This is a genomic window from Paraburkholderia fynbosensis, assembly GCF_902859935.1.
Classification (GTDB): Bacteria; Pseudomonadota; Gammaproteobacteria; order Burkholderiales; family Burkholderiaceae; genus Paraburkholderia; species Paraburkholderia fynbosensis.
The window spans coordinates 96,103-109,655 of record NZ_CADIKI010000004.1 but is presented as its reverse complement, the minus strand read 5'-3'; the positions used below and the strand labels follow the sequence as shown (position 1 = coordinate 109,655).

Annotated in this window: 13 protein-coding genes; 8 read left to right on the top strand and 5 right to left on the bottom strand. The window is 61.3% G+C overall.

The genetic code is table 11. The annotated features are described in order from the left end of the window. Positions 1-57 precede the first annotated feature (57 nt). The 7 genes from oxc (at position 58) to HV770_RS08200 (ending at position 8,240) form a co-directional block, all read left to right on the top strand. Positions 58-1,800 carry an oxalyl-CoA decarboxylase gene (gene oxc / locus HV770_RS08230; protein ID WP_175158934.1) on the top strand — a complete coding sequence of 581 codons (1,743 nt, stop codon included), beginning with the start codon at positions 58-60 and terminating at the stop codon, positions 1,798-1,800. Between the two features lie 25 nt (positions 1,801-1,825). Then, a complete protein-coding gene (gene frc, locus HV770_RS08225; protein WP_175158933.1) occupies positions 1,826-3,076 on the top strand; it encodes a formyl-CoA transferase in 1,251 nt (416 codons plus the stop codon). 101 nt (positions 3,077-3,177) lie between these two features. Next, a complete protein-coding gene (locus HV770_RS08220) occupies positions 3,178-3,609 on the top strand; it encodes a PAS domain S-box protein (protein ID WP_175158932.1) in 432 nt (143 codons plus the stop codon). Between the two features lie 111 nt (positions 3,610-3,720). Further along, entirely contained in the window at positions 3,721-4,263 is a 543-nt protein-coding gene (locus HV770_RS08215; RefSeq protein ID WP_175158931.1) for a hypothetical protein, read from the top strand. A gap of 113 nt (positions 4,264-4,376) precedes the next feature. Beyond that, a complete protein-coding gene (locus HV770_RS08210) occupies positions 4,377-6,335 on the top strand; it encodes an arylsulfatase (protein ID WP_175158930.1) in 1,959 nt (652 codons plus the stop codon). A gap of 7 nt (positions 6,336-6,342) precedes the next feature. Continuing rightward, the gene (locus tag HV770_RS08205) at positions 6,343-7,440 is read left to right on the top strand and encodes a formylglycine-generating enzyme family protein (protein WP_175158929.1); all 1,098 of its coding nucleotides are present in this window, start codon (positions 6,343-6,345) and stop codon (positions 7,438-7,440) included. Then, positions 7,437-8,240 (top strand): MetQ/NlpA family lipoprotein, encoded by an 804-nt coding sequence (locus HV770_RS08200; RefSeq protein WP_175158928.1) that lies wholly within the window; start codon positions 7,437-7,439, stop codon positions 8,238-8,240. Before HV770_RS08205 ends, HV770_RS08200 begins: the two co-directional genes overlap by 4 nt. Positions 8,241-8,275: 35 nt before the next feature. Here the strand turns inward: HV770_RS08200 and cls are convergent, their stop codons facing one another. The 4 genes from cls to HV770_RS08180 form a co-directional block, all read right to left on the bottom strand. Continuing rightward, positions 8,276-9,538: a cardiolipin synthase gene (gene cls / locus HV770_RS08195; RefSeq protein ID WP_175158927.1), complete on the bottom strand. Its 1,263-nt coding sequence runs from the start codon at positions 9,536-9,538 to the stop codon at positions 8,276-8,278. 153 nt (positions 9,539-9,691) lie between these two features. Then, the gene (locus HV770_RS08190) at positions 9,692-10,177 is read right to left on the bottom strand and encodes a hypothetical protein (RefSeq protein ID WP_175158926.1); all 486 of its coding nucleotides are present in this window, start codon (positions 10,175-10,177) and stop codon (positions 9,692-9,694) included. Between the two features lie 22 nt (positions 10,178-10,199). Further along, complete coding sequence (locus tag HV770_RS08185; RefSeq protein ID WP_175158925.1) at positions 10,200-11,060, bottom strand: H-NS family nucleoid-associated regulatory protein; 861 nt, start codon at positions 11,058-11,060, stop codon at positions 10,200-10,202. Between the two features lie 208 nt (positions 11,061-11,268). Further along, complete coding sequence (locus tag HV770_RS08180; protein ID WP_175158924.1) at positions 11,269-11,607, bottom strand: hypothetical protein; 339 nt, start codon at positions 11,605-11,607, stop codon at positions 11,269-11,271. A 401-nt stretch (positions 11,608-12,008) separates the two neighbouring features. On the opposite strand from HV770_RS08180, the gene HV770_RS08175 reads away from it, so the two are divergent. Then, positions 12,009-12,245, top strand: coding sequence for a hypothetical protein (locus HV770_RS08175; RefSeq protein ID WP_175158923.1), 237 nt, complete (start codon positions 12,009-12,011; stop codon positions 12,243-12,245). A 75-nt stretch (positions 12,246-12,320) separates the two neighbouring features. Here HV770_RS08175 and HV770_RS08170 read toward each other — a convergent pair whose 3' ends face one another. Beyond that, positions 12,321-13,394 (bottom strand): DUF6765 family protein, encoded by a 1,074-nt coding sequence (locus tag HV770_RS08170; protein WP_175158922.1) that lies wholly within the window; start codon positions 13,392-13,394, stop codon positions 12,321-12,323. Between the last annotated feature and the right edge of the window lie 159 nt (positions 13,395-13,553).

The window sequence follows — 13,553 nt, the reverse complement described above, 5'->3', positions numbered from 1 at the left end:
TGTGAGCGCGCCGCTCACGACCCACCACACAATGCCCCGCCAACAAGGAGAGATGTCATGGCAGAAGCCGACCAGTCCACAACAGAGGACACGTTGAAACAACAGGCGACCGAAACGACCGACGGATTCCATCTCGTCATCGATGCGCTGAAGCTGAACGACATCGATACCATTTTTGGTCTGGTCGGCATTCCCATTACCGACCTGGCCCGACTGGCACAAGCTGAAGGAATGCGTTTCATCGGCTTTCGCCATGAACAGCACGCAGGCAACGCGGCCGCCATTTCGGGTTACATCACGCAGAAGCCGGGCATCTGCCTGACCGTGTCGGCACCGGGCTTTCTGAACGGCCTGACGGCGCTCGCCAATGCGACCACCAACTGCTTCCCGATGATTCTGATCAGCGGTTCGAGCGAACGCGAAATCGTCGATCTGCAGCAAGGCGATTACGAGGAAATGGATCAGCTGAATGCGGCCAGGCCATATGCCAAGGCCGCGTATCGCGTGCTGCATGCGGAGGACATCGGCATCGGCGTGGCGCGTGCGATTCGCGCTGCCGTGTCGGGCCGCCCCGGTGGCGTCTATCTGGACTTGCCCGCCAAACTGCTCTCGCAAACGCTCGATGCCGTGAAGGCGCAGCAGTCGCTCGTGAAAGTCGTCGACGCTGCGCCGCGCCAGTTGCCGGCGCCGGACTCCGTCAAGCGTGCGATCGAGGTGCTCAAGAGCGCCAAACGTCCGCTGATCCTGCTCGGCAAAGGCGCGGCGTACGCGCAGGCCGACGCGGAGATCCGCGGTTTCGTCGAGCAAAGCGGCATTCCCTATCTGCCGATGTCGATGGCCAAGGGCCTGTTGCCCGATACGCATGAACAATCGGCGTCGGCGGCGCGCTCGTTCGTGCTGCAGGAAGCCGACGTGGTCGTGCTGATCGGCGCGCGTCTGAATTGGCTGCTTTCGCACGGCAAAGGCAAAACGTGGGGCGCGCAGCCGAAGCGATTCATCCAGGTCGATATCTCGCCGACCGAAATCGACAGCAACGTCGCGATTGCCGCGCCGGTCATCGGCGATATCGGTTCATGCGTGGCGGCACTGCGCGCCGGCATCGATGCCAGCTTCCGCAAACCGGGCGCCGAGTGGCTCGGCGCGATCGCCGAGCGCAAGAACAAGAATCTCGCCAAGATGGCGGAGACGCTCGACAAGAACCCGTCGCCGATGAACTTCCACAGCGCATTGCGTGCGATTCGCGATGTGCTGAAGACGCGTCCGGACATCAATGTCGTCAACGAAGGCGCGAATACGCTCGACTACGCGCGCAGCATTATCGACATGTACGAGCCGCGCAAACGCTTCGATTCGGGCACGTGGGGAATCATGGGTATCGGCATGGGCTTCTCCATCGGCGCGGCGGTCACGACCGGCAAACCGGTTGTCGCGATCGAAGGCGACAGCGCGTTCGGTTTCAGCGGGATGGAACTCGAAACGATCTGCCGTTACGAGCTGCCCATCTGCACGATCGTATTCAACAACAACGGCGTGTATCGCGGCACCGACGTGAACCCGACCGGCGGCAAGGACGTCGCACCGACCGTCTTCGTGAAGGGTGCGCGTTACGACAAGATGATCGAGGCGTTCGGCGGCATCGGTTATCACGCGAGCACACCGGAAGAACTGACGAAGGCGCTGCTCGAAGCGATCGCATCAGGCAAACCGAGCCTGATCAATGCCGTCATCGATGAAGCGGCGGGCACCGAGAGCGGCCGCCTGACCAATCTGAATCCGCAAAGCGCGGCAACAAAAAAGTAATCAGGGCAACTACGGAGCCATCGGCATGACCAAACCTCTAGAAGGCATCAAGATCATCGACTTCACCCACGTTCAGGCAGGTCCGGCGTGCACCCAGTTGCTCGCCTGGTTCGGCGCCGACGTCATTAAGGTCGAAAGACCCGGTTCGGGCGACGTGACGCGTAATCAGCTGCGCGACATCCCCGATGCCGACGCGCTGTATTTCACCATGCTCAACAGCAACAAGAAGTCGCTGACGCTTGACACGAAAAAGCCCGAAGGTAAGGAAGTGCTCGAAAAGCTGATTCGTGAGTCCGACGTTCTGGTCGAGAATTTCGGCCCGGGCGCGTTGGACCGGATGGGCTTTTCGTGGGAACGCCTGAACGAACTCAATCCGAAGATGATCGTCGCTTCGGTGAAGGGCTTCAGCGACGGCCATCACTACGACGACCTGAAGGTCTATGAAAACGTCGCGCAGTGCGCGGGCGGCGCGGCCTCCACTACCGGCTTCTGGGACGGCCCGCCGACCATCAGCGCCGCCGCGCTTGGCGACAGCAACACCGGTATGCATCTGGCGATCGGCATTCTGACCGCGCTGCTCGGCCGGGATAAAACCGGCAAAGGCCAGAAGGTTGCCGTGTCGATGCAGGACAGCGTGCTGAACCTGTGCCGGGTGAAACTGCGTGACCAGCAACGGCTGGAACGGGTCGGCTATCTCGAGGAATACCCGCAGTATCCGCACGGCGAATTCGGCGACGTGGTGCCGCGCGGCGGCAATGCGGGTGGCGGCGGTCAGCCGGGATGGGTGCTCAAGTGCAAGGGCTGGGAAACGGACCCGAACGCTTATATCTACTTCACGATCCAGGGCCACGCGTGGGAACCGATCTGCAAGGCACTCGGCAAACCCGAGTGGATCGATGACCCGTCCTACAAGACCGCGCAAGCGCGTCAGCCGCACATCTTCGACATCTTCAAGACGATCGAAGCGTGGCTCGCCGACAAGACCAAGTTCGAAGCGGTCGATATCCTGCGCAAGTTCGACATTCCGTGCGCACCGGTGTTGACGATGAAAGAACTCGCTAACGATCCGTCATTGCGCGCGAGCGGCACGATCGTCGAAGTACCGCACAAGAAACGCGGCTCGTATCTGACCGTCGGCAGCCCGATCAAGTTCTCGGATATGAAGCCGGAAGTGACCGCCTCGCCGCTGCTCGGAGAGCATACGGAAGAGGTGCTGTTGGGCTTGGGCTACAGCCGGCAAGACATTTTCAACCTACGCGAAATCAAGGCAGTCTAACGGTGACATCGGAGCCCGCTTCGGGCTCTGGCATGCCAATGCGGCGCCCGTGAGGGCGCTGCATCCACTTCAAATCCGTGTATTCACTTTGGAGGACCGCCGTGCAAACCGCCATCGACTTCCAGCAACTCGCCAACGCAATCGGCGACGCCATCATCATCTCCGATGCCGGCGGCCGCATCACTTTCTGGAACCCAGCGGCTGAGCGCATGTTCGGCTTTACGCAAAGCGAGGCGCTCGGACAGTCACTGGACCTGATCATTCCTGAACGCCTGCGCGGCCGCCATTGGGACGGCTATCACAAGACCATGGCAACGGGTGAAACCCGTTACGGCAATGACGTGCTGCGTGTCCCCGCGGTGGATAAGAACGGACGGTCAATGTCGATCGCCTTCACCGTCGCGCTGCTGCATTCGCCGCAAAACGAACTGAGCGGCATCGTCGCCGTGATCCGGGACGAAACCACCCGCTTCCAGGAGGATCGACTGCTACGCAAACGTCTGGCGGAACTGGAGGCCTCCGCAGGCGCGTGAGTGGGCGTCGTCCCCCGTTGTCCGTCAAACACGTGCCCGCATCAGGTGTAAAAATAGGGTTGCCGTTCAACTCCTTACAGTTGAGCGGCCAACACCTGGAGCGGGTTAAAGATGACACGCCTGATCGAACTGCGCCTCGCCTGTCTGCTGGTCTGCACGGCCGCGACTCAAGCTCATGCGGAACAACCGCGCGTGAATCGCGGCCACGACCCGTTCTTGCAGATCTCCAGGGCAATCAGCGAGTGCCCCACACCACTCGGTCCATTCGAAACGGAAAAGGAATGGCTCGACGACAGCCATTACCGGATCGAACGTGGCAATAGCTGCTGGATCGAGGGCCGCTGCCGTTTGTCGAACGCCTATCTGTACGACGCGGAAATCGCCGAAGCCGTGCAGCGGCGTCTTGCCAACATCAACTATGCGACGCACTGGCGCGAACAGTCGACACTCTGGCTCACGCTGCAACGCCGCTTCATCTACGTGGAAGGCTGCGTCGCGCCCGGCTTCGACAAGCGCACGTTCCTCGCCGAGCTGGCGAAGACAGCGGACGTCGAACGCGTGATCGACAACACGATCGTCGACCCGCATGCCGCGCAACTTCCCTATCGAACCCAGGCGAATCCGGACAGGCCCGTACTCGGTCCGGGCAACTAGCGACGCTGCCACAGCTATATCGGCAATCGTTCATAGCAACGCAGAAATCGATCTTTGGCCTTGTCGACGTCATTGCTAACATCGGCGACCCGACATACCCGGTCAGCACAACAATGACAACACAGAGATCGCATCCTTCCGTTTTTCGTCTCGGCCTCATCGGCGCAGCGGTCGCCAGCCTCGTCGTGCTCGCCTCGTGCGGCGACGACACTCTGCCGAGCGCCAACGCGACGCCGGCACCGGCGCCCGTAGTCGCGCAGAAGCGGCCCAACATTCTGTACATCATGGCCGACGACCTCGGCTATTCCGACATCCACGCGTTCGGCGGCGAAATCAACACGCCGAACCTCGACGCGCTGGTGCAATCCGGCCGCATCCTCACGAATCATCACACCGGCACCGTCTGCGCGATTACGCGCTCGATGCTGATTTCCGGCACCGATCACCATCTGGTTGGCGAAGGCACGATGGGCGCGCCGACCGACGAACGCAAAGGCCTGCCCGGCTATGAGGGATATCTGAACGACCGCGCGTTGTCGGTCGCGCAATTGCTGAAGGACGGCGGCTATCACACATACATGGCGGGCAAGTGGCACATCGGCTCGGGCATCGTCGGCAGCACGACGGGCGGCGGACAGACGCCGGACCAATGGGGCTTTGAACATAGCTACGCGCTGCTCGGGGGCGCCGCGACCAATCACTTCGCGCACGAACCGGCGGGCTCGAAGAACTACACGGAAGACGGCCAGTATGTGCAGCCCGGCCAGCCGGGTCAACCGGGCGGTACCGGCGGCAGCCCCGCCGTGTTCTACTCGACCGATTTCTACACGCAGCGCCTGATCTCCTACATCGATTCGAACAAGGGCGACGGCAAGCCGTTCTTCGCGTATGCCGCTTACACCTCGCCGCACTGGCCGCTGCAGGTGCCCGAGCCTTATCTGCACAACTACGCCGGCAAATACGACGCCGGTTATGACGTGATCCGCAATGCGCGCATTGCGCGGCAAAAAGCGCTCGGCATCATCCCGAACGACTTCGTGCCGTACGGTGGCGCATCGGAAACGCTCGTTGCGAGCCCCGCCACCGCGAACAACGGCACGGTGAACGCAAAGTACGTGAGCGCCGTGCATAGCGCCGCGCAAGGCTACACCGACTACGGCCCCGGCACCGCGAACAAGACGTGGGACAGCCTCTCGCCCGCCGAGAAGAAAGCGCAGGCGCGCTACATGGAAATCTACGCGGGCATGGTGGAGAACCTTGACCACAACATCGGCCTGCTGATCCAGCATCTGAAAGATATCGGCGAATACGACAACACGTTCATCATGTTCCAGTCGGACAACGGCGCGGAAGGCTGGCCCATCGACTCCGGCGCCGACCCGAGCGCGACCGACACCGCCAATGCCGCCGAGCCGATCTATTCGACGCTCGGCACTGACAACGGCCTGCAAAATGCCAAGCGTCTGCAATACGGTTTGCGCTGGGCCGAAGTGAGCGCGACGCCGTTCCGGCAAACCAAGGGCTATTCGGGCGAAGGCGGCGTGTCCACGCCGTTGATCGTGCATTTGCCGGGTCAGACCTCGCAGAAGCCGACGCTGCGCGACTTCACGCACGTCACCGACAACACGGCGACGTTCCTCGCGCTCGCGCAGATCTCCCCGCCGACGCAAGCCGCACCCGCGCTGATCAACACGCTCACCGGCGTCGATGAGAACAAGGGCAAGGTGGTCTACAACAATCGCTACGTGTATCCGATCACCGGGCAGTCGCTGTTGCCGGTGCTGAACGATCAGGCCACGAGCGCCGTGCACACCGCCTCTTTCGGCGACGAAGCGTACGGGCGCGGTTATCTGCGCAGCGCCGACGGTCGCTGGAAAGCGTTGTGGACCGAGCCGCCGCTCGGTCCCGTGGATGGTCACTGGCAACTGTTCGATATGAATTCGGATCGCGGCGAAACGCAGGACGTGTCGACGCAGAATTCGTCGGTGATCGACGGCCTCGTGCAGCAGTGGAACAGCTATATGGGCAGCGTCGGCGGCGTCGAGCCGCTACGTCCACGCGGTTACTACTGAGCACGCGATGACGTTTCGATTCAAGCTCACAGGCGGCGCGGCGCTGTATGGCGCCTACGCCGCGCTCGCGGCCGCCGCCTTCGCCGCCGCGTTTGCCGCCGCAGCGGTCGCGTCGACTGCCGCTTCGACCGTATTCGGCGGCGCCGCGAAACAAGGTGCATTCGACGATCTGAACCGCTCGCGTCCGCTGGCCGCGCTCGGCTCGGAAAAGCAATGCGCGCGCTACAGCGGTTTGCCCGCGCGCTGGCGCGACGACCCGCAGGCCGGCATGGTGCATCTGCATGGCGGCGACTTCGCGTTCGGCAGCAAGCTCGGCTATGAAGACGAGCGCCCGGCCGGCGACGGCAAGACACACGTTGCCGGCTTCTGGATCGATCAGACCGACGTGACGAACGCGCAGTTCGCCGCCTTCGTCAAAGCGACCGGCTATGTCAGCGACTCGGAACGCCAGGGCGGCGCCGTGGTGTTCCACTCGCCGACCCGAGAAGAGATGAACGCGCGCGACCTGGCGTGGTGGAGCTGGGTGAAGGGCGCTGCGTGGAATCATCCGACCGGTCCGGGCAGCACGCTCGACGGCCGCATGAACCAGCCCGTGACGATGGTCACGCAAGCCGACGCGCTTGCCTACGCGCGTTGGCTAGGCCGCGATCTGCCGACCGAGGCCGAGTGGGAGTATGCGGGCAAAGCCGGCCACGAAGGCGCGGACCTCGACACCGCACCGCGCGACGAACACGGCAAGCCGAGTGCGAACTACTGGCAAGGCGTGTTTCCGGTGCTGAACACCGACGAGGACGGTCACGTCGGGCTCGCGCCCGTCGGCTGCTATGCGGCCAACGACTTCAGGCTCTACGACATGATCGGCAACGCGTGGGAGTGGACCAAGGACGTCTACAGCGGTCCGCACCAGTCGCACACCAATGGCGATACCGCGGCCGTCGCACCGCTCAGCCGCAGGCACGATACGCCGATGGTCATCAAGGGCGGTTCGTTTCTCTGCTCGCGCGACTATTGCGTGCGCTATCGCGCGGCCTCACGCGAGCAGCAGGAGGCGGATTTGCCGGCCGCGCACATCGGTTTTCGCACGGTGTTGAGGGACGCGTCATGACGCCGCGTGGGATCGCACTAGCGGCGCTGCTTGGGGCCGCCGCATTATTGCAGCCTATGCAAGCGGCGGCGGCCGCGCCGGGTCAGGTCATCAAAGTCGGCGTGAGCGCGGGCGCGCACGCCGAGATCATGGACCAGGTGCGCCGCGTCGCCGCCGCACGCGGACTCGCGCTCGACGTCGTCGTGTTCGACAGACCGGCTTTGATCGACGCCGCGCTCGCCGCGAGCAGGATCGACGCCGCGAGCTTCGAAGACGCGCCGAGCTTCGAAGCGCAGCGCAAACAGCATCGCTATGCGCTCACGAGCGTCGCCACGACCGTGACGTTTCCGATCGCGCTGTACTCGCGCAAGCTGACGAAACTCGGCCAGTTGCAACGCGGCGCAACGATCGCCATTCCCGACGATCGTGAAGGCACCGCACGCGCGCTGATCCTGCTGCAGAACTTCACGCTGCTGACGTTCGAGGACAGTGCGGGTCTGCATGCCAAACTCGCGGACATCACGAGCAACCGCCTGAATCTGAAGATCCGCCAGGTGCCGCGCGCGCGTCTGTTCGACTCGCTGAACAGCGTGGCCTTCGCCGTGATCGACAGCGATGACGCGGCCCGTGCGGGACTCTACCCGGCACGCGACAGCCTCGGCCTCGAAGACGCGCGCTCGCCCTATGCCAACGTGCTGACGGTTCGCGACAGCGACCGCGGCGAGGCGTGGGTCGCACAACTGGTCGCCGCGTATCACTCGGACGACGTTGCGCATTTCATTCTCACCCGCTATCAGGACTCGGTGCGCCGGCCGTGGTGAACGCGTTCTCGTTCTCGTTCGCGTGTTCGGGTGCTCTACAGCTGCGTGTCCAGTATCCATACGAACTTCTCAATCAGCTTTTCGGTCAGCGGACGGTGCATCCACATTTCAAGCGTGATGCGTTGCGACTTCCCGATGTCGTCCGCGAAGGTGGCAGTTTGCTGGCGCGCAAAGTCGCGATCGTAGATATTCAGGTTCGCTTCGTCATTCAGCTTGAAAGAACGGCTATCGAAATTGGTCGAACCCACCGACACCAGGTACTCGTCCACGACCAGCAATTTGCAATGAAACATGGTCGGCTGGTACTCGAATATCTCGATGCCCGCTTTGAGCAGATCGCCCCAGCAGGCGCGCGACGCTTCGCGCACCGTGTGCGTATCGATGCGTTTGCCCGGCGTGATGATCCGCACTTTCACGCCGCGCTTCGCGGCCTCGACGATCGCGTTGATAGTCAGCTTGTCGGGCACGAAGTAGGCGCTCGCGAGATGAATGCTATGCGTCGCGGCTGTGATCGCCATCAGATACATCAGCTGCATATCGTCGCTGCCGCCCGACGGCGAACTGCTGAACATGTGGGCGAGACCGTCGCCCTGTGGTTCGACGTGCGGAAAATAGTCCGGGCCGTGGAGTACATTGCCGGTCGCCTTGACCCAGTTGTCCATGAACACCGCTTGCATATGTCCGACCACCGGACCGGCCACGCGAAAATGCGTATCGCGCCAATGCTTTTCATCCTGCGCGTGCCCGGTCCATTCCGGCGCGATGCCTACACCGCCGGTAAAGCCAATCTGGCCGTCGATCACCAGCAGCTTGCGGTGAGTCCGATCGTTCATGCGGCCAAGGCCGGTCCAATGCGGCTTGTGATACTTGATCACTGCCGCACCCGCGTCGCGCAGCATCTCCAGATAATGCCTGTCCATTTTCGACGAGCCGACCCAGTCGAGCAGAACGTGCACCGCGACGCCTTCACGCGCTTTATCCGCGAGTGCGCGGGCTATCTGCTCGCCGATCTCGCCGGACCAATAAATGAACGTTTCAAATGTGATGGTTTTGCGCGCTGAGCGAATTCCTTCGAGCATCGAAGGAAAAATGCTGTCACCGTTCAGCAGCATTTCGAAGCGATTGCCGGAGACGACAGGCGGACCGAGCAGCAATCCCATTGAACGAAGAAATTGCGGATCGTCGCTCGCATACAGCCGCTCGATCTTGTGTTCGATCTTCTTCTCGCCGCTCGACAGATTGGCGATCACCAGAATGATGACGAGCGTGACGAATGCGGTAAGGGGAATGGTCAGCATGCATGGCCTCGATGCTCAGCGGCAGAACGCGTAACGCACGTCCTGCAGTTTGACGGAGAGTGCCGGACCCGAAGTCCGGCTTTAACCACGCATACCGGACGCACTGCGCGTGCCCGTTGCGGGCGTGCGCTTTGCTACGCCGCCTACTCTGACTTACCTGACCAGCGCGAACGCTTCCCGGCTCGCAATCTCGCCCGCGCCATAGACACCGACCACGGTATAGTCCGACGCCACGCATTCGAACGTCGAGTCCTGAAACGTAATCACGAAATGGCGCAATGACGGCACCGCCGATCCGACCGTGGCAATTTCCGCCGCCAGCGACGAATTCACGACTTCGTGCGCCCGATAGCCGAGCAACCCTTGCATGGCAAGCGGGTGAATCTCGAGATCGACGTCGCCGGGCGGACCGAGCCGATGAAACGCGGCATCGGGAAATAGCACCGTGCAAAAGGGATCGTCATCGGGATCGAATGGCCCGAACCGTTCAAAGTCGGCTTCCGCAATCGGGTAGGCCAGAATCACCCGGCGGTCGCTGGCGACGATGAACGGTTCGGCGGCATCGGCTGCCGGATGAGGAACGGAATCCAGCAGGATGACCTGGTCTTCCTGCTGGAGTGAATCGATCGTGCTAGTCATCTACTTCACGACTCCGTTGCGCTCATGCGCTGGCTGGCATCGTCGCGGTCGCGGCTTGCGGCGCTGCCGCAGTGCTCGTCACAGCGGTTTTAGCGGCGGCTTTGCGGACCGGCGCTTTTCTGGCCGCTCTCGCGACCGTGCTCTTCTTCGCGGCGGGCTTCACTGCGGCTTTCTTCGCTGCGACTTTTTTGGTTGCCGTTGCTTTCTTCGCAGCCGTCTTTCTGGACACGGCGGCCTTTTTCGCTACGACTTTTTTCGCCGCGGCTTTCTTGCTCACCGCACCGCTGGTTGCCGCGGATTTCGCTTTGCCAGCCTTGGTCGCTGCTTGAGTTGCCGCTTTAGTCGCGGGCTTGGCCGCTGCACCGCCGATCAGGAACTTCGTGCGGTCTTTCACCGTTGCGAGCCATGCGGGCGCCGGACCACGGCCGCTCCAGGTCGCACCGGTTTTCGGATTGAGATACTTGGGCGGCTGCGCGCCTTTCGGCTGACCTTTACCGGCTTTTGCATGAGCGACCACGGCCTTTGCCGCGGACTTGAGTTCGCTCGAGCCATCGATCAGGAATTGCGTGCGGTCTTTCACGCCTGCAATCCAACCCGGGGCGCGCCCGTGGCCCGTCCAGGTTGCACCGGTTTTATGGTCGCGATATTTCGCCGGTTTTCCCGAAGCACTGGCTTTTGCCTTGCCGGTGCCAACATGGCCATTCAAGCCGCGCGCCACGCGCCTCGCCTTTGCTTTGGCTTCGATATCCTCAGTAGTCAAACCATGCTTGAGCATCAGATCGCGAATCTGGTCGACCGCGACTTGCGCTTTTCTGGCAACAAGGATATCGGCTTGTGCCTGCAGTTTCTTCAACTTTGCCTGGATTTGCTCTAACGTTGGCATTTGATTCCTCCCTATGTGGTAGCCGTCGAACTATGCCATGAATGAAAGAAGAAAGGCAGATCTATGTGGTGTTTTAAGGCACCCAACGCATTTCCATCACCTGGCGTTCCAGTACGGAGCTTTCAGCTTCACTACCGAATTATCCGATCTCTCTTTCTTTTCCTTTCCCGAAGACTCTTCTTTTGCCTTCCAGTTCCGGCATCCCGACTCAGGTAGGCGTAAAAACGACAGCCTGGCGGTCGGCAATGTAACGCACACTACGTACAAAGCGGTATTGTTGACCATCTGCCGTTATCCGGTTGATTCCAAGACTGGTCAGCCTCAGTATTTCGTCCGCCATAAACGCATCGACCACCCCCGAATCCGTGAGATCCTCCAAAGCACCGGACGGATCACCGACATAAACGTTGCGTACCTGCGTGCCAATCCGCATCAGAACCACGCTTTTGCCTTCGTCGAGCGCCAGTTCGAGATACCCGGCAAGCGCGCGTAGCGACTCTGGCGTACAGGCTCCGGACTGATAGGTCGCAGCATTCGAAGGCGTCATTTCTGTTTTCCCCGTACCCGCATCGACGAAAAGGTGGTTTGCCGTGCTTCGCAGCAATAGCCGTTTCTACTATAGGCAAGCATCTGAATATTCAAAGGACAGCAGTTCATTTTTCTTTCGAAAGTTGGCTTTCCCGGCGGCCCGCTTTAAAAAAAGCACTATGGGCAATGAAAAGACCACGTTGGACCCCGAAGAAATCCATACGGAGGGCAGAGGTAACTCTACGTTACGCATTTCTCGACACTGTTTCACTTATGTCGGGTCGGCGCTTCTATACTTCGGACCTTGCCTGCGGAAAACCTGCGGGAACCTGAAACACGTGAACACGGGCACTGGGTTGGCTATTGAAAAGAACCCGGGCAGCACCACCTTCGGCAATCTCAACAGAACGGTACTCTCAGATGAAAGCGGGATTTATGAAAGTCGCCCTTGCAGCAGCGGCACTCACTTCGGCCATGTCCAGCACGGCAAACGCGGCGGGTTGCCTGAAGGGAGCCGTCGTGGGCGGCGTAGCGGGTCACTATGCGGGGCACCACGCGGTCGTCGGTGCGGTGGGCGGTTGCATCGTCGGACGGCATGTAGCGAAGAAGCACGCTGAGGAACAGGCCACACAGCGTCAGCAAGCCAAGATGCAATAGTCTGGTCAGTAAAAGGAGCCGCCGCCAATATCACGCGGGCTTGGCGACGGCTCCAACTTCAGTCCTTCCTCTCACTCACGCGATCCGCAACCCGTGAGCTGGCAAAATCTCCTGCGTCGTCACGAAACGGTGTTGCTTGACCGCGTCGTGAAAGCGCCGGTAGTCGCTTTTCTCAAAGGCGTTCGTCCAAACCGGTCTGTCCCCGGTGTCGTCGTCGCACTCCAAACCAGTCGCCATGTGTTTCCACGAACCTCGTCCCTTGGCGACATAAGCCGGAATCCGCTCTTTCAAACCCGGAATGCGGCCGGCTTTTACCCACTCGCAAACGATTAGCAAGCGGTCGTTATCGTCCGCATGGCGGTTCGTATCGAGCAGACGGGTCAGCGTCTCTTTCACCTCCTCCGGCAAGCCGGGCTGGGTTTCGAAGTCTTCCCGTCCCGCCACATAAGCGCGCACTGCGCGGCAAGCCATGTCAGCCGCCTCGACGAACTCCGGCAGGTTATGTCTCGAGATGAAGTTGTTTCTGCCGTCGATGTAATGCCAGCGAGCCCACGGCTGGTCGGGATAGTGCAACGCGGCGCCGTGACCGACGGGGAGCGCCAGCGTCAATATGTCTTCCTCGATGTGTTCCAGCAGATGGCCGGCCACGAGTTGGAGATGGGCAAACCAGCCTTTGCGCGTGCAATCCTGAGCCTCCAATAGATGCACCCGATTCCATGGGCTCTCTATTCCCGCGAATCCCTGATGCGCCCAGGTATCGACGTACGCGTGAAGCGTCACACCCAGTCGATGCAAACCCGTCTCCGAGTCGCGCTGCCGGATTGCACGCCGCACCACTTCGCGCGCGACCCCGCTGTCCGGCCGGCAAATCGCTTTCTCTTCGAGGGTTTCACCTTCCGCGGCCGGCAGAAAATGAAATGGCGTCCACACGAGGCAGTTCTGATCGTTCTCGGTGTTAGCGTAGTCGAATAGCTTGTGCGCGGTGGCAAACCGCTCGAAAGTCTCGCCGCCCTTGAACCGCAGTATTCCCCGGGTCGTCGCGTCATCGACGTATTGGCAGGCATGCGCCACGGTCGATGCGTCGCCAGCCGTCATCCCGCCGACGCGGGCGGCGATATAGACCACACCATAGTGAAAGTCGATATTCATGGCTGGCGCTCCTGACGCGCGACGGATGACGTCGAAGGTTCTCGACTGCGCGGCAGGGCGAATTCGATGTCGGCGCGTGAGTAGATAGTAGACGACCGAGTGCAGTCCGGCTTTAAAAAGGCGCCTCATCCGTATTCGCCGATCCACGCGATAAGGAGC